The organism is Pseudomonas kribbensis (assembly GCF_003352185.1).
Classification (GTDB): Bacteria; Pseudomonadota; Gammaproteobacteria; order Pseudomonadales; family Pseudomonadaceae; genus Aquipseudomonas; species Aquipseudomonas kribbensis.
Genome location: NZ_CP029608.1, coordinates 2450502 through 2475898, shown reverse-complemented (window position 1 = coordinate 2475898; position 25397 = coordinate 2450502). Strand labels below are relative to the sequence as shown.

Below are 25397 nucleotides of genomic sequence, written 5' to 3'. Positions count from 1 at the left end.
CTCAGGCCACCGCCATGACAGGGAACCGGGCCAGTCGATATTGCGACAGCAAACGCATCACATAGCCGATCTTGATCAGCGTCGGACCGACGATGGTCATGGCGTGCATCGCCACCAGCAGCGCAATCGGAATGTGGCCCTGATACAGATAAGCGCCGTAGATCCCGGCCAGCAACATGACCAGACCGGCGACGAGCATTTTGCTCGACAGGTGCAGAACGTTCAGCGGACTCTCGAAGAAAGTGAACATGTTTCGTACTCCTGAGCGGATCAGTTTGTACGTAAGGCAATTCAACTTGCATGCCAGATAATTAGCCCAGAAATATCAGTCACTTGCGAAACAACGAGTCAATTTGACACAAACACAAATGAGTCATTTTGACAAACCACAAAGTCAATACGACTACATTCCTTCTTCACTGCATTCAACCATCGATCCGCGACACCGCCAGCCGGGCACAGACTGACTACGCTATTAATCCAGCGTGTCCAACCTGCCGAGGAAGACTGCCATGCAACGCTTTCAAAAACTGACTCCGTGCCTGTGGTTCGACGATCAGGCCGAGGCGGCGGCGAAGTTTTACTGCTCGATCTTCGACCACTCGAAAATCACCGCCGTCACCCACTACGGCAAGGCCGGCCAGGAGTTTCACGGCCGCCCGGAAGGCTCGGTGATGACCGTCAGTTTCGAACTCGACGGCCACACTTTCACCGGGCTCAATGGCGGGCCAATGTTCAAGTTCAATGAGGCGATTTCGTTTCAGGTCAATTGCCAGAACCAGGAGGAAGTTGACCATTTCTGGGGCAACCTCAGCGCCGGCGGCCCGGTGGAGGCGCAGCAATGCGGCTGGCTCAAGGACAAGTTCGGCGTGTCGTGGCAGATCGTGCCGGTAGCCTTCATGCACATGATGACCGACGCCGACCAGACCAAGGCCCAACGGGCGATGCAGGCCATGCTCGGAATGAAAAAACTCGACATCGCCGAACTGGAGCGAGCCTTCGCCGGCCAGAGCTAATACACTCGGGCACTGGCCTGCCGAGAACCCCAACAATGAAAGTTGCCGCCAAAAACCCCGAACAAGCTCCGCGCTTCTGGCGCGACGACGCCCTGCCCTTCATCGAGGCCCGGGCCATCGCCGATGGGCGCGAGGTCTGTTATTCCCGACATTCCCACGCGCATTTTTCCATCGGTGCGATCACCGCCGGGCGCAGCACCTATGTGCACGAACAATCATCGTTCGAAGTGACGGCCGGCACCGTGGTGCTGATGAATCCGGGGGATGTGCACGCGTGTAATCCGATCGACGATCAGCCGTGGTCGTATCTGATGCTGTATGTGGAAACGCCGTGGCTGACGGATCTGCAGCATCAGTTGGGATTCAGTGCGGAGCTTGAGTTTCGGCGATTTTCCGATACCCATTTGAATGACGTTCGCCTGTTTGACGACTTGAATGCGTTGTACGCGGTATTGGTCGACGCTCAGCAAGATGTGCTGCGCAAACAGAGCGCCGCCGTGGAGTTTTTCAGTGAGCTGCAACAGCGCCTGAACCCCATCGAACAACCGTTGCGCGAGCCAAACTTCAAACTCGAACGTGCCGCCGACTTCATCCGCCGGCACTGCACTGACCTGCTCAGCCTCGACGACATTTGCGCCGCTGCCGAGCTGTCACCGTCCTACCTGATCCGCGCCTTCAAACAGCACTTCGGCATGACGCCCCACGCGTTTCTGGTCAACCAGCGTATTCAGTTTGCCCGTGAGTGTTTGCGGCGCGGGCAGTTGATTGCGGATGTGGCGCTGGAGGCGGGGTTTGCCGATCAGGCGCATTTTCAGCGGGCGTTCAAGCAGCATCTGGCGGTGACGCCGGGGCAGTATCGGGGCTAAAAGCAGAAACGGCCCGCAATGGGCCGTTTCTGCTTTTAGCACTCAGACACGAGGTTCAGCCGCCACGTCCAGATTATCCAGCACCCGATTCACCGCCAGTTCCGCCAGCATGATCAGTTGTCCGATGCCCAACAGCACATGCCGCTGCGGCGCATCGATCATCCCGGCGAAATCGCTGGCCATGGTTTTAGCCGAGGTCAGGGTTTCGCAGGCGTCGGCCAGCAGTTCTTCGCTCGGGATGCCTGGGGCGATGAGGTAGCGGGTGTTGGGTTTGAGCAGCGGTTTTCTGGGGTGGAACGGATTGAGGTAATGATCGAGGGCGCGTTCGGCGGCTTCGTGGAATTTCCTGGAGTCGAGGGTTTCGTAGGGCGAGGTCGGATCGGTTTCGGGTGGGTTTGGCGTTGGTTTGATCATGGTGAAGCTCCTTGATAGGCGGAGCTGCAACCGTTCGCGGTCAATCGAAACAGGTGGCAGCTGTACGCGGGTTGACCGACCGGGAATCAAGGAACCCGGCATACCCGAAGGTATCCCGCGCACAACCGCCATAAAACGAACAGCCATGAAAGCTGAACGAAAACGGCACGCTGGCGCCTTGATTGAGTCGGACGGTCAAGCCCGGTCGCTGATTCGTCAGCGACCGACACACGATAGAACCCGGCCCCAAGGCCCACAAGCCGGCGGATTCTGGCGGATGCGTAGGCAATGGCGCAAGGTGTCGTAGCTTGCCGGAAGCATCCTTAAACACCTTTAAACCCAAGACCCGTCACGCTCACGGCATCAACAAATACCCCGCACTAATCGCCAATAACGCCGCCATCACTCGGTTGAACAACCGCATTCCCGCCGGGTTGCCGAGATAGCCGCGCAAGAATGTCCCGGCATACACCCAGCAACCCACCGACAGATAACAGATCACCAGATACACCGCCGCAAACTGCCACACCAGCCGCGCCTCGCCATCGGCGACAAACGCGCCCATACCCGCCACACAGGCCAGCCAGGCCTTGGGATTGAGCCATTGCATCACCGCGCCGTAGAGCATCGACGGCGCCCTGCCCGATTCTCCCGCATTCAACTGACCGTTATCGGTGGCCAGTTTCCAGGCCATGAACAGCAGAAACGCCACCCCGGCCAGTTGCACCACACGGGTCAGCGCCGGCCACAGTTTCAACACTTCGTGAAGACCGAGTCCCATCAACACCAGCAACAACACAAACCCCAGCGTCGCCCCGGCCACATGCCGCTGGCTGGCGCGAAAGCCGAACTGCGCCCCCGAACTCAACGCCACGATATTCACCGGCCCCGGGGTAATGGACGCGGCCAGGGCAAACGCCGCCATCGACACAATCAGACTCATCGCACACCTGCTTCAAATCGAGGAACAAGGCGCTCACGGTAACCAGCGCCCTGCCTTGGGTATTGAACGAAATTACCCCCGAACGCGCAGACCCACTACGCTCTACCTCAGTGACCACTCTCGACCAGGAAGTCGCCCTCGATGATTCTGATTCTGCTGCCCTCCGCCGATTACGACCCCACCGAAAGCAGCGTGCCATGGCAGGCCATGCGCGATGCGGGCATCGAAATGCGCTTTGCCACGCCGCAAGGCTTGCCCGCTCACGCCGATCCACGATTGGTGGATATCGGCTTCGGCCTGCTGAGTTCGATGCTGATGACGCGCAAGGCCGACCTTCACAGTTACACGCAAATGATCGAGTCCGAAGCGTTCAGGCAGCCACTTGCCTACGCCGATGTCGACACGAGCCGGTTCGATGGTCTGCTGATTCCCGGTGGTCATGCCAAGGGGATGCGCACATTGCTGGAATCCAAACAGGCCCAGCAGATCGCCCTGCAATTTTTCAAGGCCGAAAAACCCGTGGCAGCGGTGTGTCATGGCGTGTTGTTGCTGGCCCGCACGCTCGATCCCGACACCGGACATTCGGTGTTATTCGGGCGCAAGGTCACGGCGTTGCTCGCGGCAACCATGGAGTTGCCGGCGTGGCTGATGACCGCTGCGTGGCTGGGGCGCTACTACCGCACCTACAAGCAGACCGTCGAGGCAGAAGTGAAAACCGCATTGGCAAGCAAGACCGATTTCATTCGCGGCCCGCTCATTGCCAAACGCGACCACGCTGGGAACCCGCAAATCGGTTTTGTGGTGCGCGACGGCAACCTGCTCACGGCCCGCTGGCCCGGCGACTGCCATCGATTCGCCGCCGAATGGGTGGCCCTGTTGCAGGCCACCCGTCGCGAGCCGCTGCTCAGTCCAGACGTGGTACGGTGAAGCGGAATTCGCTGCCCTGCCCCGGCTCGCTCTCGGCCACGATCCGCCCGCCATGGGCTTCGACGATCCCCTGCGTGATGTACAGACCCAGCCCCGTGCCGTTCGGATTGCCTTCCTTCACCGTCCAGTAACGGTCGAACACATGCGGCAAGTGATCCTTGGGAATGCCTTCGCCGCTGTCGCGCACCGTGAAGACGATGTCGTCGCCGACCGATTTGGCAAACACATCGACCGTGCCCAGACGCGGTGTGAACTTGATCGCATTGCCGACCAGATTCGACAGCACCTGGAACAGTCGCTCCGGGTCGGCATGAATGCTCAGGTCAGGATCGGCCTCGAACGAGATGCTGATGTCCTTGTCCAGCGCCAGCGGCGCGAGCAGTGACTGCGCCTCTTCGAACATCTGCGCGACATCGAGTTTCTGTGGCGCGATGGTGTAGCGGCCGGCGTCGATTTTCGAGGTATCGAGCAAGTCTTCCAGCAACGTGTTCATGCGCCCGGCGGCTTGCTGCATGGTGTCGATGGCGGTAGAGATGCGCCGCGAGGTGTGCGGTCCGTCCGAGCTGAAGGCCTTCTGCATCATGCCGCACAGCATCGAAATGACGGTCATCGGGTTACGCAAGTCGTGGGACACCACCGCCACCAGCTCATCCCGGGCGCGCACCGCTTCCTGCTCGCGGCGCACCTGGCGGGCCAGATCGTTTTCCAGTGCCGAGCGGCGCAGGTCGTTGGCGGCAAACAGATCGCCGTGGCTCCACTTGGTGGAGATCCCGGCCATCTCGACTTTCCAGATTTCGAACGAAGTACGCGGCCGCAGGCGCAGGCCGGCGTCGGAGTTTTCCAGGTCCAGCGGCTTGCGCGGGTCGCCGCTCCAGTTGATGTTCTCTTTGACTTCCGGGCGGAACCACAGCACGCCGTTGTCCACCGGTTTGGGCAGACTCATGGCGAGCACGCCGCTGGCGACCTGCTGATACTGCGCGGCCGGCGGATAGACGCTGGCCAGGTGATGACTGGCAAACACCGGCTCGCCACGCTCCTGCAACCATTTGTGCAGGGCGCGAATGTCTTCCGGCTCCGGGCAGTTGCCGTAACGGTGCAATTGCTTGTCTTCGATGATCGCGATGCCGCCGGCATTGGCCAGCGCCATCAGGACCTGCGGCTGGTTGGCCAGGCCATCGAAGACGTTCTGCGGCGAATCGATCATCGCTTGATTGAGCAACGCCAGCGCCTCGACCTTTTCTTCACGCTGACGGCTGACTTCCAGCGCTTCCATCGCGCTGATCTGCAACGACAGCACCTGGCCGATGGTCTGGCACGCCGTGCGCAATTCGTGCGGAACATGCAGCGGCTGACGGTTGCCGCAACTGATCAGGCCCCAGAGCCGGTCGCCCTTGAGCAGGGAAATGCTCATCGACGACAGCACGCCCATGTTCTTCATGTACTGACAGTGGATCGGCGACACGCTGCGCAGCGTGGCGAAGCTCAGGTCCAGCGGGGTCTGGGTGTCCGGGCGCAGCTTCGGCACCAGAGGCACCGGTTGGTAGTCGGCATTCGGGATGATCCGCAGCCAGTTGGTGCGGTACAGCTCTCGGGCCTGCTCGGGGATGTCCGAGGCCGGGAAGAACAGACCGTTGAAGACTTCCATCGAAGGGTCGGACGCTTCGGCGATGACCTGGCCGTGGCCCTCCTCTTCGAAGCGATAGATCAGCACCCGGTCGTAACCGGTCATGGCCTGGATTTCCTTGACGCTGATGTCGTACAGCGCCTGCAGGCTCTGGGCCTTTTGCAGGCGCGCGAGCATCCGCCCGAGGTGGGTTTCGGTGCCGGCGACGTTGCGTGGCTGGAAGTTTTCGACGTGGATTTCCAGTTCCAGGATCAGCACATCCTGATGGCGGTGCAGCAAGCCTTCGAACGCCGTGCCGTTGAGGCGAAAGTGCAGCGGCGGCGCGTCGGACAGGGTCGACTGCTGCAAGGCCTCGCGAACCTGCGCGGCATGGGCATCGCCAATCAGGCTTTGCAGCGGCTGGCCGATCAGTTCCGGTGCCGGGCGCGCGAGCAAGGTCTCGACGTTGGCGCTGATCTGGATGATCGAAAGCTCGGGCTCGCTCAGGGTCAACAGCAGACCGTGGGGCTGGATCGCGCCGGGAAAGCGGATCGGCTCGTCGGCGCAGTTGGCCAGCAACTCTTCAAAGGCTTCTTTGTCTTGCGGGGTCATACCAGAACCTCCTGGCTTTCGAGCCAGCGCTCGAAACAGCTGAATGTGGTGTGAGCGGCCGCCACGACGGCTTCACGCTCGTCGGCGTCCATCGGGCGGCTGCCCAGGTATTCGATGAAGTCGCGCCAGCGTCGGCCGGTGGCAGCGCCGTAGATGTCCAGAAACGCCGCGCCGTTGTCCGCGCCAAGGCTCAGGCGTGTGGCGATTTCGCGGCGCAGGATCTGCCCGCCGAGGGTCGCGCCTTCCAGCACGTACAGCACGCCCAGGCATGCGGCAGCTGAATCGATGGCGGGCAACTGACGGCAAAGTGAAAAGTCCCCGCCATTTGCGCCCAACGCGTGCAGATCCCGTTGCAGGGTCGGCGCCTTGAGGCGTGAAACCAGATCGAAATCGGCGGGGATCGCGCCGCTGTCCTGCAACGCGGCTTCCAGTGGCTGATAGAAGCCGTAATAGGCGCGCATCAATCGCTCGAAAGCGCGCAGATCAAGGGTGTCGGAGAAAAAAGGAAGGCGTTTTTCCAGTGCGATGTGCAGTTCGGCAGTGCCGGCGCGCAAGTCCTGCAACACCGGTGGTACATGAACCTCGCGGGCCTTTGCTTGCATGTAGTCGCTCGTACAGTGGGCCGCCTGGGGCCATTGGGGAATGGAAACGCATGGCGCGAAAGCTTACACGGCAATTGTCCTTTCTGACCCGGCAGATAATTTTTTCTGGCGGATTCATCACCCTGTGACGGTTTCAGAGTTGACGGGGCGGCGGAAAGTTCGAACGGATTCACGCCCGACCATCGCTGTACCGCGACTCCGCAGCCTGACTGTACGGTTCCGGCCTGCCGCCAGCGTGATAAAAATAGCCGTCCCGCCACCGGAGCCCGCGCCATGGATCTCGCCACCCTTTCCCTGTTTCTGCCCGCCTGTTTCGCCTTGAACATGGCGCCCGGCCCGAACAACCTGCTGTCGGTCAGCAACGCCACCCGCTATGGCTATCGCCGCGCCTGTGTGGCCGGGGTCGGTCGGTTGCTGGCATTTGCGGGAATGATCGCCCTCGCGGCGGCGGGGCTGGCGGTGGTGCTGCAAACGTCCGAGCTGTTGTTCTACGGGATCAAGATTGTCGGTGCGGGGTATCTGTTGTATCTGGCGTGGCAGCTGTGGCGGGCGAATCCTGCCGCTGAAGACGCCATTACCGCGCCGGCGAGCGGTCTGCTGGCACTGGCGCGTCAGGAATTCCTGGTGGCAGCGGGTAATCCGAAGGCAATCCTGATCTTCACCGCTTTCTTGCCGCAATTCGTCGACCCGAACCGCGCCATCACCCCGCAGTTCATGCTGCTGGGCGTGCTGTTCCTGTTGCTGGAATGGATCGCCATCAGCGCCTACGCCTACATGGGCTTGCACATGCGTCGCTGGTTCGCCGAGCCGCGCGGCAAGCGGATCTTCAATCGTTGCTGCGCGGGGCTGCTGTCGGCGGCGGCTTCGGTGTTGTTGATGGCCAAGCGGGCCTAGGCTTCGGACGGACCTTTGAGTTCGACCTGATTGCCGTCCGGATCGAAGCAGTACAGCGACAGGCCGTTGCCCTCGGCGCCGAAACGGGTGGCGGCCTTGTCGACGGTCAGGCCACAGGATTGCAAATGGCTGATCAGCGCCGCTTCGTCGAACGGCTCGATGCGCAGACAGAAGTGATCGACATTGCGCCGCTCGCTGCCGGCAGCGGCGCCGCCCCTGCGGCCGATTTCGCCGTCGAGGTCGACCAGATCGATCATCGACGTGCCGGCACGCAGGTGCACCAGACCGAATTTTTCGTTGCGCTTGACCACTTCGGCGCCGAAGACCCGGTCGTAGAAATCAATGCTGCGTTGCAGATCGGCAACGCGCAGCACGATGTGATCGATGTGGTGAATCGTGAACGGTGGCATACCTTCATTTCCCGAGTTGTAGCGACCCGATCACTGTAGTGCAGCGGCCCGAAAATTCACTGTCGATTTTTCGGTGGAGCCATCGAATAACTGGTTTTATCCTCGGCCCATGAACATACAGACCGCTGTCCTGCCCCCTCACGCCGAAATGGTTCGCGCCATGCTCGCAAGCGACACTGCCTATGAAGGCGTGTTCTTCACGGCGGTGAAAACCACCGGGATCTTTTGCCGCCCGACCTGCACCGCGCGCAAGCCGAAACCGGAAAACGTCGAGTTCTTCGCCCACGCTGACGACTGCCTGTCCGCCGGCTATCGCGCCTGCTTGCGCTGCAAGCCGCTGGACGCTGCCGCCATCGCCCCGGACTGGGTGCAACGGCTGCTCAAGGCCGTCGACGCCGATCCGGAGCTGCGCTGGAGCGATGCGCAATTGCTCGCCGAAGGCATCGAGCCACTGAAACTGCGGCGCTGGTTCAAGCAGCATTTCGGCATGACGTTTCACGCGTGGTTGCGCACCCGTCGGCTCGGCGTGGCGCTGGGCGGTATCAAGCAAGGCACGTCCATCGACCACGCGGCGTTCGATTCCGGCTATGAATCCCTCAGCGGTTTTCGCGATGCATTTCAGAAGTCGTTCCACATCACGCCGGGCCGTGCGGCGGCCAGCGAGCCGCTGCTGTTCACCCGCCTGACCACGCCGCTGGGGCCGATGATCGCCATGGCCGAACGACGCGGGTTGGTGTTGCTGGAGTTTCTCGACCGCCCGGCGCTGACCCGGGAAGTCGAAGAGCTGCAGAACCGCTACGGCTACGTGGTCGCACCGGGGCACAACGCGCATTTGCAGCAGATCGAAAACGAACTGGCGCTGTACTTTGCCGGCAAACTGAGCGAATTCAGCGTGCCGCTGCACTTGCCCGGCAGCGAGTTTGCCCGTCAGGTCTGGGCCGAGTTGCAGCAAATCCCCTACGGCCACACCAGCACTTACGGCACCATCGCCGCACGGCTGGGCAAACCCGGCGCCAGTCGCGCGGTGGGCCTGGCCAACGGGCACAATCGGCTGTCGATCGTGGTGCCGTGCCATCGAGTGATCGGTGCGGACGGCTCGCTGACCGGCTATGGTGGTGGGCAACCGCGCAAGGCGTTTCTGCTCAGGCTGGAAAACGCTGGCGTGCAACTGACGCAACCGCTGGCTTTCTGAACGACGACAAGAAGGGATTTCGATGAACGCGCTCGACACACCGTTTCACCAGTTGCACCAAGACGGCTTGCTGATCCTGACCAACGTCGCCGACGCCACCGGCGCGCGACTGGTCGAGCAACTCGGCGGCAAAGCCGTCGCCACCAGCAGCGCCGCCGTGGCTTGGGCCCACGGTTACCCGGATGGCAACACCCTGCCGCTGGAGCGTCTGATCAGCACCGTTGAGTCGATTGCCCGTGTCATCAAGGTGCCGCTGAGCGTGGACATCGAGGCCGGTTATTCCGATGACCTCGACCGGGTCGCTGAAGTGATCAACGCGGTGGTCGCGGCAGGCGCAGTCGGGATCAATATCGAAGACGGCAGCGGCACGCCGGAACTGCTGGCGCGCAAGATCGAAGTGACGCGCAAGGTTGCCGACAAACGCGATGTGAAGTTGTTCATCAATGCCCGCACCGATGTTTATCTGAAAAGTCTGGTGCCGGCCGAAGATCGCGTTGCCGAAACCTTGCGCCGCGCGGCGCTGTATCAGGCAGCCGGGGCCGATGGCCTGTTCGCCGCCGGGGCAACTTCCGCCTACGAAATCGAAGCGATCTGCAAAGGCACGACCCTGCCGGTCAACGTTCTGGGCTTCGCCGGCCTGCCCTCGCCCGACGAACTGAAAACCCTCGGCGTACGCCGCCTGAGCGCCGGCTCCGGGATCGCCGAGTTCATGTACGGCGCCATGGGCTCGCTGGTGAAAAGCTTCCTCGCCAGCGGCAAGCTCGATACCCACGACCTCAAGGCCTTCACCTATGGCGAAGTCAACGGTCTGCTGAAGTAAGCCATGCCCGATCCCTACCAACCGGCCAGCGAGTTTCTGGCCAGCCTCGACGCCGACTGGCAGCGCCACATTGCTGCGGTCGGCCCATGTCTGCATCAGCCACATCCGGCGCGCGATCCCTATGAATCGCTGGTGCGGGCGATTGCCTATCAGCAACTGCACGCCAAGGCTGGCGATGCGATTGTCGGGCGGCTGGTGGGGTTGTTTCCCGGGCAGACGTTTCCGCGCCCCGAACAGATCCTTGCCACGGATTGTGATCGACTGCGGAGTTGCGGGTTTTCGGCGGGCAAGATTGCGACGATTCAGGGGATTGCCCAGGCGACTCTGGACGGCGTGGTGCCGGATTACTCGACTGCGCTGGCGATGGAGGATGAAGCGCTGATCGAGCGGTTGGTCAGCCTGCGCGGCGTCGGGCGCTGGACTGTGGAGATGTTGCTGATCTACAGCCTGGAGCGCCCGGATATTTTGCCGGCAGATGACTTCGGCGTGCGCGAGGGGTATCGGCGGTTGAAGGGGCTGGAGGTGCAGCCGACGCGTAAGCAGATGATTGAGATCGGGTTGGGGTGGAGTCCGTTTCGGACCGTTGCCGCGTGGTATTTGTGGCGGGTAGCCAAGCCGTAGACCGCGTTATCGTTCATCGCGAGCAGGCTCGCTCCCACACTTGAAATGCGTTCCAAATGTGGGAGTGAGTCTGCTCGCGATGGCGTCAGTCTGTTCAATGACGCATCAAAGCCCGGACTTCAACCGACTGAACGCCCTCACCAACGCCCGGTTGAACGCCTTGCCGTTGTCGTTTTTGCTATACAACGAAGCCCTCACCGCCTCCGGCGGATAAGTCCCCGGATCATTACGAATCGCAGGATCAATCAACCCGTCCGCCGGCGTAATCGCGTTGGCGTAGTGAATGGTGTCAGTGATCGGCGCGATCACCTCAGGCGTCATCAAGTAATCCATCAATGCCAATCCAGCCTCGGGATGCGGTGCATCCTTGGGAATGACCATCGCATCGAACCAGATCAGCGTGCCCTCCTTCGGAATCCGGTAATTCAACTTGAACGGCTTTTTCGCCGCTTCGGCCTGCCCCGCTGCGATGGCGACGTTGCCGTTCCACGACATCGCCACGCAGGTATTGCCGTTGGCCAGGTCGCTGATGTTCAGGTCGTTGTCGAAGTAGCGGATGTAGGGGCGGATCTTCGCCAGTTGCTGTTCGGCGAGTTTCAGGTCGTCGAGGCTCTGGCGGTTGATGTCCAGGCCCATGTACTTCATGACGGCCGCGAACACTTCGTTCGGATCGTTGAGCAGGCTCACCCCGCAATCGGCGAATTTCGACACCACCGCCGGATCGAACAGCATCGCCCAGCTGTCCCGTGGCGCCTCCGGCAGCCGCTGTTTCACGGCCTCCTCCTGATAGCCGACGCCGGTGGTGCCCCAGGCGTAAATCCCGGCATAGCGGTTGCCCGGATCAAACACCGCCATGTGCTGACGGAACTCTTCACCGACCCCGGCAAAGTGCGGGAGCTGCTGCTTGTTCAACGTCTGGATCGCACCGCTCTCGATGGCCCGCGACAGGTGCTGGCCGGCGGTCAGCACCAGATCGTAGCCGCTGCGGCCGGTGAGCAGTTTGGTCTCGACGGTTTCCAGCGAATCGAAGTGATCGGCGACCACCTGAATCCCGGTTTTCGCCTCGAAATTCTTCAGGGTATCCGGGGCCAGGTACTCGCCCCAGATATACAGATTGACCACCGGTTTCGCCGTCTCGGCAGCCTGCACACACAGGGGTGCAAGCACCAGCAATAACGCTTTACTCAGTTTGTGCAGGCCCATGCTCAGGCTCCTTTTTTCTGGCCGGCGTATTGCGGCATGGTGATGCACGCGACGTTGCCGCCACCGAGCAGGATTTCCCGGGAGTTTTCGATACCGACGATCTTGTGCTGCGGGAACAGTTCGGCGAGGGTCGCCAGCGCCACCTGATCGTTGCGATCACCGAACAGCGGCACCACGATCGAGCTGTTGCCGGCGTAGTAGTTGATGTACGAGGCGCAGATTCTGGTGCCGGCCTGACGGGTGTGGGTGCTGTCCTGCTGATCGAGGCCTTCGGCTTCTTCGGCGGTCCACTCCAGCACGTCCGGTTGCGGCAATTTGTGCACGATCAGTTCGCGGCCACGGCTGTCGCGGGTACTGCGCAGAATGTCGTAGGCCTCCTGATAGATTTCCCACTGCGGGTCGTCGCGATTGTCGGTCCATTGCAGCACCACTTCGCCGGGGCGCACGAAGCACGCGAGGTCGTCGACGTGGCCATCGGTTTCGTCGAACTTGCAACCGCGCGGCAGCCAGATCACTTGCTCGGCGCCGAGGTAATCGGTCAGGCGGCGGGTGACTTCGTCCTTGCCCAGGTGCTGGTTGCGATTGCGGTTGAGCAGGCATTGTTCGGTGGTGAGGATGCTGCCCTGGCCGTCGCTCTGAATGCCGCCGAGTTCGGCAATCAACGGCGCGCGATAGCGGTCGAAACGTTCGATTTCGAGGATCTTGCTGGCGATTTGGTCGTCCTTGTCCCACGGGTAGTAGAGCCCGCCATCGAGGCCGCCGTAGGCATTGAATTCGAAGTCGACGCCGCGCACTTCACCGCTTTGATCGTTGACCACGAAGCACGGGCCGCTGTCGCGAAACCAGGTGTCGTTGCAGGTCATCTCGACCACGCGCACTTGCGGCGGCAACTGGCGACGGGCAGTGGCGAACTGGGCCGCCGAAGCGCAGACCGTCACCGGTTCGCTGTGGGAGATCGCGGTGACGATCTGCACCCAGACTTTCTGCGCAGGCTTGGCGCCGTTGCGCCAGACATCGGTGCGCTCCGGCCAGCCGAGCCAGCAACCGGACTTGGCTTCGAATTCGCCGGGCAGACGGAAGCCGTCCTGTTTCGGGGTGGTGTCGAGCAAACGTGCCATGGTCAAACCTCGTCATCGGGATGGGAATGACCTCAGGCTACGGTCGCGAGCGGTCGGCCCGCCAACGATGATTATTTCGGAACAGTTGAATTCAACTCATCAATCCGCCAGCTGATCGTTGAACCATTCCAGCATCTGCGCCACCGCCGGACGCTCCAGCCGCACACGCTCACAGACCAGCGCGTATTGGCCCAGCGCGGTCATGCTGGAAGTGAACGGGCGCACCAGACGCCCGTTCTGCAAATCCTCCTGCGCGGTGAGGTTGTCGCCCATCGCCACGCCCTGCCCTTGCGCCGCGGCTTCCAACGCCAGCCCGGCGTGGGCGAAATACAACTGACGCTCCGGGCGCAAGTCGCCGGCATGGCTGGTGAGCCACGCGGTCCAGGTCTTGCCATCCTGATCGTCGTGCAGCAGGCAATGGCGGGCCAGGTCCTTCGGGGTTTTCAGGTTGCCCTGGTTGAACAGGCCGGGGCTGCACACCGGGAAGAACTGCAGCGCCGGCAACGGGCGGACGAAATACGCGCTGCTGTCCACCGGGCCGGTGCCGTAGGTGATCGCCAGGTCGATGTCTTCGCCGGGTGCGGCGGCGTCGATCGGTTGTTCGTAGAGGTGCAGGGTGATGTGCGGATAACGCGCATAGAAATCGGTGAGACGGTTCATCAGCCACTTCTGCGCCAGCTCCGCCGTGACCGCCAGCCGCAATACCGCGAGTGAAGACGGATCGCGCAACTCGTCGCAGGCATCGCCGATCAGCTCGAAGGCCTGTTGCAGGCTCTGCATCAGGCGTCCGGCAGCGATGGTCGGGCGAATCTGCCGGCCCTCGCGGATGAACAGCGACACGCCCAGTTGCTCTTCGAGCTGGCGGATCTGGTGGCTGACGGCGCTGTCGGTGACGCACAGCTCGGCGGCGGCCCGGCCGAAATGCGCGTGGCGGGCGGCGCACTCGAAGGTTCGCAGGGCGGCCAGGGAAGGTAGTCGGCGCATGGGGTGAGTCCCTTTTTTGCGGACATGCTGACCGGGCTTTTCGTGGGCGTCCAGTTGTACCGCGATAGCGGCGGCACAGGCGCAGCATCTCTTCTAGGCTGAACCGCATCGACAACGCCAAACCGGAGGCCACCATGCACCTCGAAGGCTCCTGCCACTGCGGCGCGGTTTCATTCACCCTCGACAGCGCCCACCCCTACCCTTATCAGCGCTGCTACTGTTCGATCTGCCGCAAGACCCAGGGCGGTGGCGGCTATGCGATCAACCTCGGCGGCGACGCGGCCAGCCTCAAGGTGCGCGGTCGCAAAAACATCACGATCTACCACGCGAAGATGAAAGACGGAGGCGATGCCCGCGCCCATCGCAGCACCGCCGAACGACACTTCTGCTCGTTGTGCGGCAGCGGTCTGTGGCTGTTCAGCCCGGAATGGCCGGAACTGATTCACCCGTTCGCCTCGGCCATCGACACACCGTTGCCGGTGCCGCCGGAGCACACCCACCTGATGCTCGGCTCGAAAGCGCCGTGGGTCGAAGTGCAGGCGAGCGCGAAGGACCGGCAATTCGAGGTCTACCCCGAAGAATCCATCGCCCAATGGCACGAACGGCTCGGATTGACCCGGTAGCCGCCTTCACAGTCTTTGACAGTTTCCCGACAAAGCTGCCAAAGATTGCCGGCCGCTCCCCGCCTAGCATGGCGCATCCATCTTCCCCATCGGGTGCCCCATGCCGGTTTCGTTGCGTACGTTCTCGCTGTCCCTGACCTCCCTTTGCCTGCTGCTGCCCGGCGACTCGCTGCGCGCCGAAGACTGGCACACCACCCTGCGCGCCGGGGCCGCCAGTGCGCCACGCTACAGCGGCAGTGATGAACGGGTGGTGGCACCGTTGGTGGGCGTTGAAATCGTCAGCCCCTACGGCGTGTTCCTCGACACTAGCCGAGGCCTCGGCTGGGGTTTCGATGAAGAGGATTTCGGCCTCAGCGTTTACGTCGGCGCCAGTGACGTGCGCAAGGATCGCAAGACAGGATTCAAAGGCTCGGACGAACTCAACGGCATGGGTTCGATCAAGTCGCGCCCGGTGATCGGGCTCGACGGAACGTATCACTTGGGCCCGCTCATTCTCGGCGCGAGTTTCGAACATGCGCTGGAAAAGGACGACGATGACCACGACACCGGCTCCTCGTGGAACCGCCTCAAGCTGAGCATCAGCGCGCCGCTCTACGAAGGACGTTTTGGCAAGGTTTCCGGCGGTCTCAACAGCCAATTCGGCGACAGCAACTACATGCGCACCTGGTACGGCGTCAGCGATGCCCAGGCTTCGCGCAGCCAGTTCCGCGCGTACAAGACCCGGACCGGGTTGATCAGTCGCGGCGCTGACCTGACGTGGTCATTGCCGCTGGACAAACAGTGGAGCGTGTCGACGGTGCTGGCGGTGCAGTACCTGAATCACGAAGCCGCCGACAGCCCGATTGTCGAGCGTCGGCTGCAGACGTCCCTTGCCGGGCAAGTGGTCTACACCTTTTGATCGCGCTTAAAACAGCTCGCTGAACGGAATGAAGCGCAGCGGATCGCCCATTCGCAGCGTGCTGTTCTCCGGGATTTCCACCAGCCCGTCGGCCCACGTCGCGCCGAGGAGCACGCCGGAACTCTGGTTCGGATACAGCGCCGCCTGCCCGCCTTCCAGACGCACCCGCAGGTACTCACGGCGGCTGCCGGGTTTCGCCCAGTCGAACCCGGCGTTGACGGTGAAGCTCAACGGCATCACCTCTTCTACGCCTTGAATGCGCAGCAGATACGGACGCGCCAACAGGCCGAAGGTCACCAGCGCCGAGGTCGGATTGCCCGGCAGACCGATCACCGGCACCGTGCCGAAATGGCCGACGGTCAACGGCTTGCCGGGTTTGATCGCAAGTTTCCACAGCAGCGGTTTGCCGTTGTCGCGCAGCACCTGGCCGAGGCAGTCGGCATCGCCGGCAGACACGCCGCCGGTGGTCAGAATCAGATCGGCCGCCACCTGCAACTGCTCCAGTTTGAGCCGGGTCTGCGCCGGGCGATCGGGAAGAATCCCGGCGTCGATCACCTCGCAACCGAGTTCGCGCAACCAGTGGTCGAGCAAGGTGCGATTGCTGTTGTAGATGCTGCCGGGACGCAGGGGCTGGCCCGGCTCCACCAGCTCGTCACCGGTGGAGAGCAATGCCACGCGCGGGCGGCGCACCACCGGCAGATGAGTCATGCCCTGCCCCGCCGCCACCGCCAGTTCGAACGGGCCGAGGCGTTTGCCGGCGCGCAGCAGCGTGTCACCGACGCGGTTCTCCTGACCCTGGGCACGGATGTTCTGGCCGACTTTCAGCGGTTGCAGAAACCGCACGCGACCGTCCTCCAGCACCTCGGTGTTTTCCTGCATTTCCACGCAATTGGCGCCATTGGGCAATGGCGCGCCAGTGAAGATTCGCGCGCAGGTGCCGGGCAGCAAGGCGTCCGGCGCCAGTCCGGCATAGACCCGTTGCGACACGCTCAGCGGCTGACGGTGCAGATCGGCAAGGTTCAGCGCGTAGCCGTCCATGGCACTGTTCGGCCATGGCGGCAGGTCGAGAGTCGCTACCAGATCGCTGGCCAGCACTCGGCCGCGTGCCTCATTGAGCGGCACCGGTTCGCTGTCCGGCAGGCGCTGTTCGTTGGCCATCGCCAGCAACTGATCAAGTGCATCCTCGACCGGCATCAATCCAGGCTTGCTCATCCCCGTGGCCCGCAGGCTTGCACCGGTTTGAGGTGCGGAACGAAGTTGCACGGGCGATGACGATTATCCAGTTGCTCGGCGAGGATGCCCTCCCACGCCGTGCGGCACGCGCCGGTGGAGCCCGGCAGGCAGCACACCAGCGTGCCGTTGGACAGCCCCGCCAGTGCGCGGCTTTGTACGGTCGAGGTGCCGATGTCGAGAATCGAGATGGCGCGGAACAGTTCGCCGAAACCGTCGATTTGCTTGTCCAGCAGGCAAGCCACGGCTTCCGGAGTGCTGTCGCGGCCAGTGAAACCGGTGCCGCCGGTGATCAGCACCACTTGAATGCCGTCGTCGGCAATCCACTGGGCGACCTGGGCGCGGATCTTGTACAGGTCGTCCTTGAGCAGGTTGCGTTCACTCAAGGTGTGGCCCGCTTCGAGCAAGCGGCTGACCAGCAACTGGCCGGAGGTATCGCTGGCGTAATCGCGGGTATCGCTGACCGTCAGCACGGCAATATTCAAGGGAACAAACAGGGCATCCGCTTTAACACTCATGGCACTCTCCGGCCTTCGCCAATTCAATTGGGCCAGAGCCTAAGTGCCACTTATCAAGACTGTCTAATCACTCTAACCAACCACATTATCGAGCCGCTCTATCGGCTGTTTTTTATCGGGCGGCGCTCACTGATCCAGCCAATGAAACCGGCCATGATTGAATCCCTCGATAGCCTCTTCAACGCTTCCGATTGGACGTAAAACGCGATCAATGGGATCGTCGCCACCTGCGCTTTTCGTGCGCCGTACGCATCTGCGTCAATACTCAATCCAAATTTCCCTTCGAGCAGGTGCCATCGTGGACATCAAACAACTCAAGTTCCTGATTGCGCTGGACGAAACCCGCCACTTCGGCCAGGCCGCCGCACGCTGCCACATCACCCAGCCGACTTTGTCGATGCGCCTGCGCAATCTGGAAGACGAGCTGGATCTGGTGCTGGTCAATCGCGGCCAGCGCTTCGAGGGTTTCACCCAGGCCGGCGAGCGCGTACTGGCCTGGGCCCGCACCCTGCTGGCCGCCCACGACGGGTTGTTCGCCGAAGCCGCTGCCTGTCGCGGGCAACTGGTCGGCAGCCTGCGTCTGGGACTGGTGCCGCTGAGCAACTTCAATCCGGTCAATTACATTCAGGGTTTGTCGGGGATATTTCCCGAGCTGAAATACAGCCTGTCGTCCCTGAGTTCCGACGAGATCATCGAGGGTCTGGGCAACAATCAGCTGGACCTGGGCGTGTGTTATCTGGACCACGTCAACCCGAACTATTTCGAGTTTTTCGAGATTGGCGAGACCCGCGTTGGCCTGCTTTACGACACCCGCCACTTCCATTTCGAAGGCCCGGAAATGAGCTGGGAAGACGCCGCCGAACTGCCGCTGGGGATGATCACCACCGGCATGCATTACCGAAAATCCATCGACCTGAGTTTCCGCAGTCGCGGGTTGAATCCGCAGCCGATCATGGAAAGCGATTCGACCTATCAACTGTTGCAGGCGATTCACCAGGGTTTCTGCTGCTCGATCATGCCGCTGGACAGTGGTCTGGAAGAACCGATCGAGCACCTTGCCTTCATCAACCTGCCGGATGCCAGCGTGCTCGCACCGTTGGGGCTGGTGATGCGCAAGACTGAACCGCGTTCGGCGATTGCCGAGAAGTGCTTTGCCGAGGCGCGCAAAATGTTCGGGATCGAGGCGCCTGCCGTTTAACGCCTTCAGTGATCGACCAATCCAATCACTGCATCGGAACAAGCGATTGGACGCACTTTTCCCTGCCCCGTAGCCTGAACCCACTTCAGCGCTTCGGGGATTTTCAGGATGCTGTGCCAGGTTGAACCAACCATCGAAACGGGCGATGCCAACGCCCCCGCGCCACAACCGGCGCAGGTCGCTTATCGCGAATACCTCGACGACGCGCCGGTGTCCCACGCGGCACTGGCGGCGGAAATTGCATTGGCCATCAGCTACAACGGTCTGAACCAGGCGGTGATGATGGTCTCGCCGGGCAACATCGAAGACTTCATTCGCGGCTTCAGCCTGAGCAACGCCATCGTCGACAGCCTCGACGATATTCATGACATCCGACTGACCCATTTCGACCAGGCCTGCCAGGCCGACGTGCAGATTTCCAGCCGTGCGTTCTGGGCCCTGAAGGATCACCGGCGGCAGATGGCGGGCACCAGCGGTTGCGGCCTCTGCGGCGTGGAGGCCCTTGAGCAGGCCCTGCCGCAACTGGAGATCCTGACCCCGACACCGTTGCCACCGGCCGCGCATTTCGACGGCATCCGCCAGCGCATCGAACAGGCCCAGCAACTGGCCCGCAGCAGCGGCGCCCTGCACGCGGCGTTGTACTTCAACGCCGACGGCGAAGCGCTGCTGTGCCGCGAAGACATCGGCCGCCACAACGCCCTCGACAAGCTGATCGGCGCCCTGCAATTCGAAGGCCTCGATGCGCGTCGGGGCTTCGTCGTGGTCACCAGCCGTTGCAGCCTCGAACTGATCCACAAAGCCGTGCGTGCCCGCCTCGGCACCCTCGTCAGCCTGTCCGCCCCCACTGCGCTGACCGTGCGCTGGGCCCTCAAGCACCGCTTGAACCTGATCCACGTCCCGCACCGCAACGCCCCCCGAATCTACAGCCCGATCCAGGAGCCAACCGAATGAGCGACACCCTCACCCACCTCGACGATCAGGGCCGCGCCAACATGGTCGACGTCAGTGACAAAGCTGCGACCCGCCGCGAAGCCACCGCGCAAGCCTGGGTGCAGATGCGCACGGAAACCCTGCAAATGATCCAGTCCAACGGCCACCCCAAGGGTGATGTGTTCGCCGTGGCGCGGATCGCCGGGATTCAGGCGGCCAAGCGTACCCACGAGTTGATTCCGTTGTGTCACGCGCTGCTGCTCAGCTCGATCCACGTCGAACTCAAAGCCTGCGAACCGGACCGCGTGCAGATCACCAGCACGTGCCGCCTCAACGGCCAGACCGGTGTCGAACTCGAAGCCCTGACCGCCGCCAGCGTCGCCGCGCTGACGATCTATGACATGTGCAAAGCGGTGGACCGGGCGATGGTCATCGGCGACATCCGCCTGCTGAGCAAACAGGGTGGCCGCTCCGGGCACTTTCAATGGGAGAACCCGCAATGATTCTGATCAACTACTTCGCCAGCTACCGTGACCGGCTCAATCTGGGCGGTGAAAAAATCCCCGTGACGGATTCACTCAACAGTGTCGAAGACGTGCGGCAGATGCTGATGCAGCGTGGTGATCTGTGGCGTGAAGTGCTCGGCGCCGGCAACCTGATGTGTGCGGTGAATCAGGAGTTGTGTCAGCCGGATCAGGCGATCGAGGATTTCGACGAGATCGCGTTTTTTCCGCCGGTCACGGGAGGTTGAACCATGGGGGTTCGAGTTCAGCGCAAAAGCTTCGATGCCGGCCAGTTGATTGCCGATTTGCATGCGCGCAACCCACGGGTGGGCGCGGTGGTGAATTTCATTGGTTATGTGCGGGATCTGAACGTCGGGCAGTCGGTGACCGAGCTGTTTCTGGAGCACTATCCGGGCATGACCGAAAAGGCCTTGGAGCAGATCGCCGAACAGGCCCGCGAGCGCTGGCCGCTGCTGGCGGTGGAGATCGTGCATCGGGTCGGCGCGCTGTCGGTGACCGAGCCGATCGTGTTTGTCGGCGTCAGCAGCAAGCATCGGCATGCGGCGTTCGAGGCCTGTGCGTTCATCATGGATGTGCTCAAGACGCGTGCGCCGTTCTGGAAGCGTGAGACGACGCCTGAGGGTTCGCATTGGGTCGAGGCGCGGGAGAGTGATCAGAATGCGGCGTTTCGCTGGAGTCTGGCGCATGCCTGACGGGGCACTGTCGGCTGCAACAAAAGCCTGATTAGATAGCGGCTCGCACCGATTGGATCGTGGAGCCGCACTTGAGCACAACGCCCCCCGAGGACTTGCCTCACTCCCAGCCTGTCAGCCTGCGCCAGGCCTGGCCCTTCTGGCTCAAACTCGGCTGCATCGGCTTCGGCGGCCCCGCCGGGCAGATCGCGATCATGCATCAGGAACTGGTGGAGCGCCGGCGCTGGATTTCCGAACGGCGCTTTCTGCACGCGCTCAACTACTGCATGTTGCTGCCCGGCCCCGAGGCCCAGCAACTGGCGACCTACATCGGCTGGCTGCTGCACCGAACCCGTGGCGGTGTGCTGGCCGGGGCGCTGTTTGTGCTGCCGTCGCTGCTGATTCTGATTGTCCTGTCGTGGGTGTACATCGCGTTTGGCGACGTACCGGTGGTGGCCGGGGTGTTTTACGGGATCAAACCGGCGGTGACCGCGATTGTGTTGCACGCGGCCCATCGCATCGGCTCGCGAGCCTTGAAAAATGGCTGGTTGTGGGTAATTGCCGGAGCGGCGTTCGTGGCGATTTTCGCCTTCAACGTGCCGTTTCCGCTGATCGTGCTTGGTGCGGCAGTGATCGGCTATTTCGGCGGACGCTGGGCGCCTCAGCGGTTCAACAATGGCGGTCATCGAGGCAGCGAAAAGTCCTTCGGCCCGGCACTCATCGATGACGACACCCCGCCACCCGAACATGCGCGATTCAGCCTTCCGAGGCTGTTGCGTCTGGTACTGATCGGCGGGTTGCTGTGGTGTCTGCCAATGGCGCTGCTGACGGCGCTGTTCGGCTGGGACGGCACCTTCACCCAGATGGGCTGGTTCTTCACCAAAGCGGCATTGCTGACGTTCGGCGGCGCTTATGCGGTGCTGCCCTACGTGTATCAGGGCGCGGTCGGGCATTACGGCTGGCTGACGCCGACGCAGATGATCGACGGACTGGCCCTGGGCGAAACCACGCCGGGGCCGCTGATCATGGTGGTGGCGTTCGTCGGGTTTGTCGGCGCTTACGTGCAACCGACGTTCGGCCCGGAACATGCGTTTGCCGCCGGTGCGCTGGCCGCGACGCTGGTGACCTGGTTCACCTTCCTGCCTTCGTTCCTGTTCATCCTCGCCGGCGGACCATTGGTGGAGTCGACCCACAACGAATTGAAGTTCACCGCACCGCTGACGGCGATCACCGCTGCCGTGGTCGGGGTGATCCTCAATCTGGCGTGTTTCTTTGCATACCACGTGTTCTGGCCCAAGGGTTTTGCCGCACCGCCTGATTTTTTTGCGCTGTTGCTCGCCCTCGCCGCCACCCTCGGGCTGTTTGTTTTCAAGCGCGGGGTGATCGAGGTGTTGATCGTTTGCGCCCTCGTCGGGCTGGGGTTTCATCTGTTGCGCTGAGCCGGTAGCTTGCCGCGTGCATCGGAATCAGGCGTTTACTTATCCCGGACTTCCCCCTTACTATCCAGCCACACCGGCATGGCGGGACACTCCCGCCGCCGACGTTTTCCGCCAACGGAAACACGCGTCATGAGCACGTCACTACAACAATCAGAATCGTTGAACGTCTCTGCACTGTGCGCCCTCCTTCACAGGGGCCGCGCATGAATCGCATCGTCAATCTCCCCATGGCCCTGAGCCGTTCCAAGCTGCGTCACTCCGCACGCCCGCCGGATATCTGCCTGCCCGTCTGATCGCGCCGCTAAAAATCGCGACAGCTCCCCCTCTTTTTTCGATATCCCTGCCAGGACGCCCGCGCCTTTTGCCGAGCTGCGTCCGGCCCGAATCTGCGCGCCTGTGCGGCGCCATCGTGAGTGATTGATTATGAAATTCGCAGCCATTGAAGACGCACGCAATTTTCTGGATCAGAACCCCGACATCGACATGATCGAGCTGTTCATCCTCGACGCCAACGGCGTGCCGCGCGGCAAGCTGTTGCACCGTGAAGAACTGCTCGCCGTGTACGAAAGCGGACGCCCGCTGCCAAGCACCATCCTCGGCCTGACCGTGCACGGCGAGGACGTGGAAAACTCCGGTCTGGTGTGGGACGTCGGCGACATCGACTGCCGCGCCTACCCGCTGGAAGGCAGTCTGGTGCGCCTGCCGTGGCGGCAGATTCCGACTGCTGCGGTGCAGGTCAGCATGCACCCGGAACAAGGCATGCCGGCGAGCATTGCCGATCCGCGTCACCTGCTGATCAAGGTCATCGACGCCCTCAAGGACGAGGGTTATCACCCGGTGATGGCCTGCGAGCTGGAGTTCTATCTGCTCGACGCGAAACGCGATCACAACGGTCGCCCGCAACCGGCGCTGGATGCCGACGGCGGTCGACCGAGGCACACCCAGGTCTACGGTTTGCGTGAGCTGGAGCAGATCGAACCGTTCCTCGCCGACCTCTACAGCGCCTGCAAACTGCACGGCATTCCGGCGCGCACGGCGATCTCGGAATACGCGCCGGGCCAGGTGGAAATCACCCTTGAACACGGCGATGCGCTGGAGGCGATGGACCAGGCCGTGCGCTACAAACGACTGGTCAAGGCCGTGGCGCACAAGCACGGCATGCAAGTGACTTTCATGGCCAAACCCTTCGATGATCTGGCGGGCACCGGCATGCACATGCACGTCAGCCTCGCCGACTCCGAAGGGCACAATCTGTTTGCCTCCGAGGATCCGGCCGGCACCCCGCTGCTGCGTACCGCGATTGGCGGGATGCTCGCGTCCCTGCTCGATTCGCTGCTGCTGTTCTGCCCCAACGCCAACTCCTACCGCCGCTTCCAGGCCAACAGCTATGCGCCACTGGCGCCGACCTGGGGCGTCGACAACCGCACCGTCAGCCTGCGCGTGCCCGGCGGCCCGGCCAACACCCGGCACATCGAACACCGCATCTGCGGCGCCGATGCCAACCCGTATCTGGCGGCTGCGGCGATCCTCGCGGGCATTCATCGCGGGATAAAAGAAGACATCGATCCGGGCGAACCGGTGCAAGGCAATGGCTATGCGCAGGCGAAGGAATTGCTGCCGACTGACTGGCTGACCTCGCTCACCGCACTGGAAAAATCAGCGTGGGCAAGGGATGCGCTGGGGCAGGAATTTCTCGGGGTGTATCTGGCGGTGAAGCGTGCGGAATACCGGCAGTTCATGGCTGAAGTGGGTGAGCAGGACTGGCGCTGGTACCTGACCGAAGCCTGATCCCTTTTTCCTCTTTTTGCCTTGGATACCGACATGACTGAACGCAGCAATTCCTACTACACCGCGACCCTCAACCGCGACACCGACTACCCGACCCTGCAAGGCCGGCACAAGGTCGATGTGGTGATCATCGGCGGCGGTTTCACCGGCGTCGCCACTGCAGTGGAACTCGCCGAGAAAGGCCTGAAAGTCGCCATCGTCGAAAGCCACAAGATCGGTTGGGGCGCCACCGGGCGCAATGGCGGACAGGTGACCGGCAGCCTGTCCGGCGATGGTGCGATGCGCAAGCAGATGCGCAACACCTTGGGCGATGAGGTCGACGATTTCATCTGGCACCTGCGCTGGCGCGGCCACGAAATCATCAAACAGCGCGTCGAAAAATACGGGATCGAGTGCGACCTGAAACACGGCCACTTGCACGCGGCCTACAAGCCGAGCCACATGGCCGGTTTGCGCAGCGATTACGACGAAGCCGTGCGTCGCGGCATGGGCGATGAAGTCAGCCTGCTCGACCGCAGCCAGGTGCGCGACCTGCTGCAAAGCGACCTCTATCACGGCGCAATCAAGAACACCCGCAACATGCACCTGCACCCGCTCAACCTGTGCATCGGCGAGGCGCGGGCGGCGGAAAGCCTCGGCGCGCTGATCTTCGAAAACAGCGAAGTGCTGGAGATTATCCACGGCGATAGCCCGGGCGTTCGCACGGCCCATGGCCGGATCGACGCCAATCAGGTGCTGCTGGCCGGCGATGTCTACCACAAGCTCGAACCTGGCCAGCTCAAGGGCAAGATCTTCCCGGCCATGGGCGGCATCGTCACCACCGAGCCGCTGGGGGATCTGGCCCGGCAGATCAACCCCGAAGACCTCGCCGTTTACGACTGCCGCTTCGTCCTCGACTACTACCGCCTCACCGCCGACGGCCGCCTGCTGTTCGGCGGCGGCGCCAACTACAGCGGCAAGGACTCACGGGACATCGCCGGCGAACTGCGCCCGTGCATCGAACAGACTTTCCCGGCGCTCAAAGGGGTGAAGATCGACTACCAGTGGAGCTGCGCGATGGGCATCGTCATCAACCGCATTCCGCAACTGGGCAAGCTCTCGGACAACGTCTGGTATTGCCAGGGCTACTCCGGCCATGGCATCGCCACGACCCACATCATGGGCGAAATCATGAGCCGCGCGATCACCGGGCAGATGCAGCAGTTCGACACGTTTGCCGCGTGCTCGCACATTCGCGTGCCGATGGGGGATCTACTGGGGAATCCGATGCTGGCGGCGGGGATGTGGTACTACCAGATGCTGGAAAAACTGCGCTGATTGAACGGGCCCCATCGCCAGCAGACTGGCTCCCAC

28 protein-coding genes are annotated in these 25397 nt (G+C 62.3%); 17 read left to right on the top strand and 11 right to left on the bottom strand.

Annotated elements, in window-relative coordinates; genetic code table 11:
- Window position 1 precedes the first annotated feature (1 nt).
- Window positions 2-250 carry a transmembrane sensor/regulator PpyR gene (locus DLD99_RS11485; protein WP_114882272.1) on the bottom strand — a complete coding sequence of 83 codons (249 nt, stop codon included), beginning with the start codon at window positions 248-250 and terminating at the stop codon, window positions 2-4.
- 262 nt (window positions 251-512) lie between these two features.
- Between DLD99_RS11485 and DLD99_RS11480 the strand changes: the two genes are divergently transcribed.
- Both DLD99_RS11480 and DLD99_RS11475 read left to right on the top strand, forming a co-directional pair.
- Window positions 513-1016, top strand: a complete 504-nt coding sequence (locus DLD99_RS11480) for a VOC family protein (RefSeq protein WP_114882271.1) — start codon at window positions 513-515, stop codon at window positions 1014-1016.
- A 35-nt stretch (window positions 1017-1051) separates the two neighbouring features.
- Window positions 1052-1882: a helix-turn-helix transcriptional regulator gene (locus tag DLD99_RS11475; protein ID WP_114882270.1), complete on the top strand. Its 831-nt coding sequence runs from the start codon at window positions 1052-1054 to the stop codon at window positions 1880-1882.
- 42 nt (window positions 1883-1924) lie between these two features.
- Here the strand turns inward: DLD99_RS11475 and DLD99_RS11470 are convergent, their stop codons facing one another.
- A complete protein-coding gene (locus DLD99_RS11470) occupies window positions 1925-2296 on the bottom strand; it encodes a DUF6124 family protein (RefSeq protein ID WP_114882269.1) in 372 nt (123 codons plus the stop codon).
- Window positions 2297-2651: 355 nt separating this feature from the next.
- A complete protein-coding gene (locus DLD99_RS11465; protein ID WP_114882268.1) occupies window positions 2652-3239 on the bottom strand; it encodes a LysE family translocator in 588 nt (195 codons plus the stop codon).
- A 141-nt stretch (window positions 3240-3380) separates the two neighbouring features.
- Between DLD99_RS11465 and DLD99_RS11460 the strand changes: the two genes are divergently transcribed.
- A complete protein-coding gene (locus DLD99_RS11460; RefSeq protein WP_114882267.1) occupies window positions 3381-4166 on the top strand; it encodes a type 1 glutamine amidotransferase domain-containing protein in 786 nt (261 codons plus the stop codon).
- Here DLD99_RS11460 and DLD99_RS11455 read toward each other — a convergent pair.
- Window positions 4144-6381 carry an ATP-binding protein gene (locus DLD99_RS11455; protein WP_114882266.1) on the bottom strand — a complete coding sequence of 746 codons (2238 nt, stop codon included), beginning with the start codon at window positions 6379-6381 and terminating at the stop codon, window positions 4144-4146. The two genes, DLD99_RS11460 and DLD99_RS11455, sit on opposite strands and share 23 nt — an antisense overlap.
- The gene (locus tag DLD99_RS11450; RefSeq protein ID WP_114882265.1) at window positions 6378-6983 is read right to left on the bottom strand and encodes a biliverdin-producing heme oxygenase; all 606 of its coding nucleotides are present in this window, start codon (window positions 6981-6983) and stop codon (window positions 6378-6380) included. The genes DLD99_RS11455 and DLD99_RS11450 overlap by 4 nt, the downstream gene beginning before the upstream one ends.
- Window positions 6984-7256: 273 nt before the next feature.
- Here DLD99_RS11450 and DLD99_RS11445 point away from each other — a divergent pair, with 273 nt between their 5' ends.
- Window positions 7257-7877, top strand: a complete 621-nt coding sequence (locus DLD99_RS11445) for a LysE family translocator (protein WP_114882264.1) — start codon at window positions 7257-7259, stop codon at window positions 7875-7877.
- Here the strand turns inward: DLD99_RS11445 and DLD99_RS11440 are convergent.
- A complete protein-coding gene (locus DLD99_RS11440) occupies window positions 7874-8287 on the bottom strand; it encodes a VOC family protein (RefSeq protein WP_114882263.1) in 414 nt (137 codons plus the stop codon). The genes DLD99_RS11445 and DLD99_RS11440 overlap by 4 nt on opposite strands.
- 109 nt (window positions 8288-8396) lie before the next feature.
- Here DLD99_RS11440 and DLD99_RS11435 point away from each other — a divergent pair, with 109 nt between their 5' ends.
- From DLD99_RS11435 to DLD99_RS11425, 3 genes are read left to right on the top strand one after another with little or no spacing between them, the layout of a single operon-like run.
- Complete coding sequence (locus tag DLD99_RS11435; RefSeq protein WP_114882262.1) at window positions 8397-9479, top strand: bifunctional transcriptional activator/DNA repair enzyme AdaA; 1083 nt, start codon at window positions 8397-8399, stop codon at window positions 9477-9479.
- A gap of 22 nt (window positions 9480-9501) precedes the next feature.
- Window positions 9502-10299, top strand: a complete 798-nt coding sequence (locus DLD99_RS11430) for an isocitrate lyase/PEP mutase family protein (RefSeq protein WP_114882261.1) — start codon at window positions 9502-9504, stop codon at window positions 10297-10299.
- Window positions 10300-10302: 3 nt separating this feature from the next.
- A complete protein-coding gene (locus tag DLD99_RS11425) occupies window positions 10303-10920 on the top strand; it encodes a DNA-3-methyladenine glycosylase family protein (protein WP_114882260.1) in 618 nt (205 codons plus the stop codon).
- A gap of 105 nt (window positions 10921-11025) precedes the next feature.
- Here the strand turns inward: DLD99_RS11425 and DLD99_RS11420 are convergent, their stop codons facing one another.
- The 3 genes from DLD99_RS11420 to DLD99_RS11410 all read right to left on the bottom strand — a co-directional run bounded on the left by DLD99_RS11420 (window position 11026) and on the right by DLD99_RS11410 (window position 14225).
- Window positions 11026-12123: an extracellular solute-binding protein gene (locus tag DLD99_RS11420; RefSeq protein WP_114882259.1), complete on the bottom strand. Its 1098-nt coding sequence runs from the start codon at window positions 12121-12123 to the stop codon at window positions 11026-11028.
- 2 nt (window positions 12124-12125) lie between these two features.
- Window positions 12126-13241, bottom strand: coding sequence for an agmatine deiminase (gene aguA, locus DLD99_RS11415; RefSeq protein WP_114882258.1), 1116 nt, complete (start codon window positions 13239-13241; stop codon window positions 12126-12128).
- A 99-nt stretch (window positions 13242-13340) separates the two neighbouring features.
- On the bottom strand, window positions 13341-14225 hold the full coding sequence (locus DLD99_RS11410; RefSeq protein ID WP_085733104.1) for a LysR substrate-binding domain-containing protein: 885 nt from the start codon (window positions 14223-14225) through the stop codon (window positions 13341-13343).
- Window positions 14226-14359: 134 nt separating this feature from the next.
- Between DLD99_RS11410 and DLD99_RS11405 the strand changes: the two genes are divergently transcribed.
- Both DLD99_RS11405 and DLD99_RS11400 read left to right on the top strand, forming a co-directional pair.
- Window positions 14360-14848 (top strand): GFA family protein, encoded by a 489-nt coding sequence (locus DLD99_RS11405; protein ID WP_114882257.1) that lies wholly within the window; start codon window positions 14360-14362, stop codon window positions 14846-14848.
- Between the two features lie 100 nt (window positions 14849-14948).
- On the top strand, window positions 14949-15746 hold the full coding sequence (locus DLD99_RS11400; protein ID WP_114882256.1) for a MipA/OmpV family protein: 798 nt from the start codon (window positions 14949-14951) through the stop codon (window positions 15744-15746).
- A gap of 6 nt (window positions 15747-15752) precedes the next feature.
- Here DLD99_RS11400 and DLD99_RS11395 read toward each other — a convergent pair whose 3' ends face one another.
- On the bottom strand, window positions 15753-16958 hold the full coding sequence (locus DLD99_RS11395) for a molybdopterin molybdotransferase MoeA (RefSeq protein WP_114882255.1): 1206 nt from the start codon (window positions 16956-16958) through the stop codon (window positions 15753-15755).
- Entirely contained in the window at window positions 16955-17494 is a 540-nt protein-coding gene (moaB, locus tag DLD99_RS11390; RefSeq protein WP_085733108.1) for a molybdenum cofactor biosynthesis protein B, read from the bottom strand. The genes DLD99_RS11395 and moaB overlap by 4 nt, the downstream gene beginning before the upstream one ends.
- Window positions 17495-17792: 298 nt before the next feature.
- Here moaB and DLD99_RS11385 point away from each other — a divergent pair, with 298 nt between their 5' ends.
- The 8 genes from DLD99_RS11385 to DLD99_RS11350 all read left to right on the top strand — a co-directional run bounded on the left by DLD99_RS11385 (window position 17793) and on the right by DLD99_RS11350 (window position 25361).
- Window positions 17793-18692, top strand: coding sequence for a LysR family transcriptional regulator (locus tag DLD99_RS11385; RefSeq protein ID WP_085708636.1), 900 nt, complete (start codon window positions 17793-17795; stop codon window positions 18690-18692).
- Window positions 18693-18800: 108 nt separating this feature from the next.
- Window positions 18801-19643 carry a formate dehydrogenase accessory sulfurtransferase FdhD gene (gene fdhD, locus DLD99_RS11380; protein ID WP_114882254.1) on the top strand — a complete coding sequence of 281 codons (843 nt, stop codon included), beginning with the start codon at window positions 18801-18803 and terminating at the stop codon, window positions 19641-19643.
- Window positions 19640-20125: a cyclic pyranopterin monophosphate synthase MoaC gene (gene moaC / locus DLD99_RS11375; protein ID WP_114882253.1), complete on the top strand. Its 486-nt coding sequence runs from the start codon at window positions 19640-19642 to the stop codon at window positions 20123-20125. Before fdhD ends, moaC begins: the two co-directional genes overlap by 4 nt.
- Window positions 20122-20373 carry a molybdopterin converting factor subunit 1 gene (moaD, locus tag DLD99_RS11370; RefSeq protein ID WP_114882252.1) on the top strand — a complete coding sequence of 84 codons (252 nt, stop codon included), beginning with the start codon at window positions 20122-20124 and terminating at the stop codon, window positions 20371-20373. Before moaC ends, moaD begins: the two co-directional genes overlap by 4 nt.
- Before the next feature lie 3 nt (window positions 20374-20376).
- Entirely contained in the window at window positions 20377-20838 is a 462-nt protein-coding gene (moaE, locus tag DLD99_RS11365) for a molybdopterin synthase catalytic subunit MoaE (protein ID WP_114882251.1), read from the top strand.
- Window positions 20839-20909: 71 nt separating this feature from the next.
- Window positions 20910-22256, top strand: coding sequence for a chromate efflux transporter (gene chrA, locus DLD99_RS11360; protein ID WP_114882250.1), 1347 nt, complete (start codon window positions 20910-20912; stop codon window positions 22254-22256).
- Window positions 22257-22679: 423 nt separating this feature from the next.
- A complete protein-coding gene (locus DLD99_RS11355) occupies window positions 22680-24044 on the top strand; it encodes a glutamine synthetase family protein (RefSeq protein WP_114882249.1) in 1365 nt (454 codons plus the stop codon).
- Window positions 24045-24077: 33 nt separating this feature from the next.
- On the top strand, window positions 24078-25361 hold the full coding sequence (locus tag DLD99_RS11350; RefSeq protein WP_114882248.1) for an NAD(P)/FAD-dependent oxidoreductase: 1284 nt from the start codon (window positions 24078-24080) through the stop codon (window positions 25359-25361).
- Window positions 25362-25397: the final 36 nt, after the last annotated feature.

Excerpts from the sequence above, each read along its gene's own strand:
- DLD99_RS11485 (WP_114882272.1), bottom strand. The coding sequence starts at position 250 with ATGTTCACTTTCTTCGAGAGTCCGCTGAACGTTCTGCACCTGTCGAGC.
- DLD99_RS11480 (WP_114882271.1), top strand. The coding sequence starts at position 513 with ATGCAACGCTTTCAAAAACTGACTCCGTGCCTGTGGTTCGACGATCAG.
- DLD99_RS11475 (WP_114882270.1), top strand. The coding sequence starts at position 1,052 with ATGAAAGTTGCCGCCAAAAACCCCGAACAAGCTCCGCGCTTCTGGCGC.
- DLD99_RS11470 (WP_114882269.1), bottom strand. The coding sequence starts at position 2,296 with ATGATCAAACCAACGCCAAACCCACCCGAAACCGATCCGACCTCGCCC.
- DLD99_RS11465 (WP_114882268.1), bottom strand. The coding sequence starts at position 3,239 with ATGAGTCTGATTGTGTCGATGGCGGCGTTTGCCCTGGCCGCGTCCATT.
- DLD99_RS11460 (WP_114882267.1), top strand. The coding sequence starts at position 3,381 with ATGATTCTGATTCTGCTGCCCTCCGCCGATTACGACCCCACCGAAAGC.
- DLD99_RS11455 (WP_114882266.1), bottom strand. The coding sequence starts at position 6,381 with ATGACCCCGCAAGACAAAGAAGCCTTTGAAGAGTTGCTGGCCAACTGC.
- DLD99_RS11450 (WP_114882265.1), bottom strand. The coding sequence starts at position 6,983 with ATGCAAGCAAAGGCCCGCGAGGTTCATGTACCACCGGTGTTGCAGGAC.
- DLD99_RS11445 (WP_114882264.1), top strand. The coding sequence starts at position 7,257 with ATGGATCTCGCCACCCTTTCCCTGTTTCTGCCCGCCTGTTTCGCCTTG.
- DLD99_RS11440 (WP_114882263.1), bottom strand. The coding sequence starts at position 8,287 with ATGCCACCGTTCACGATTCACCACATCGATCACATCGTGCTGCGCGTT.
- DLD99_RS11435 (WP_114882262.1), top strand. The coding sequence starts at position 8,397 with ATGAACATACAGACCGCTGTCCTGCCCCCTCACGCCGAAATGGTTCGC.
- DLD99_RS11430 (WP_114882261.1), top strand. The coding sequence starts at position 9,502 with ATGAACGCGCTCGACACACCGTTTCACCAGTTGCACCAAGACGGCTTG.
- DLD99_RS11425 (WP_114882260.1), top strand. The coding sequence starts at position 10,303 with ATGCCCGATCCCTACCAACCGGCCAGCGAGTTTCTGGCCAGCCTCGAC.
- DLD99_RS11420 (WP_114882259.1), bottom strand. The coding sequence starts at position 12,123 with ATGGGCCTGCACAAACTGAGTAAAGCGTTATTGCTGGTGCTTGCACCC.
- aguA (WP_114882258.1), bottom strand. The coding sequence starts at position 13,241 with ATGGCACGTTTGCTCGACACCACCCCGAAACAGGACGGCTTCCGTCTG.
- DLD99_RS11410 (WP_085733104.1), bottom strand. The coding sequence starts at position 14,225 with ATGCGCCGACTACCTTCCCTGGCCGCCCTGCGAACCTTCGAGTGCGCC.
- DLD99_RS11405 (WP_114882257.1), top strand. The coding sequence starts at position 14,360 with ATGCACCTCGAAGGCTCCTGCCACTGCGGCGCGGTTTCATTCACCCTC.
- DLD99_RS11400 (WP_114882256.1), top strand. The coding sequence starts at position 14,949 with ATGCCGGTTTCGTTGCGTACGTTCTCGCTGTCCCTGACCTCCCTTTGC.
- DLD99_RS11395 (WP_114882255.1), bottom strand. The coding sequence starts at position 16,958 with ATGAGCAAGCCTGGATTGATGCCGGTCGAGGATGCACTTGATCAGTTG.
- moaB (WP_085733108.1), bottom strand. The coding sequence starts at position 17,494 with ATGAGTGTTAAAGCGGATGCCCTGTTTGTTCCCTTGAATATTGCCGTG.
- fdhD (WP_114882254.1), top strand. The coding sequence starts at position 18,801 with ATGCTGTGCCAGGTTGAACCAACCATCGAAACGGGCGATGCCAACGCC.
- moaC (WP_114882253.1), top strand. The coding sequence starts at position 19,640 with ATGAGCGACACCCTCACCCACCTCGACGATCAGGGCCGCGCCAACATG.
- moaD (WP_114882252.1), top strand. The coding sequence starts at position 20,122 with ATGATTCTGATCAACTACTTCGCCAGCTACCGTGACCGGCTCAATCTG.
- moaE (WP_114882251.1), top strand. The coding sequence starts at position 20,377 with ATGGGGGTTCGAGTTCAGCGCAAAAGCTTCGATGCCGGCCAGTTGATT.
- DLD99_RS11355 (WP_114882249.1), top strand. The coding sequence starts at position 22,680 with ATGAAATTCGCAGCCATTGAAGACGCACGCAATTTTCTGGATCAGAAC.
- DLD99_RS11350 (WP_114882248.1), top strand. The coding sequence starts at position 24,078 with ATGACTGAACGCAGCAATTCCTACTACACCGCGACCCTCAACCGCGAC.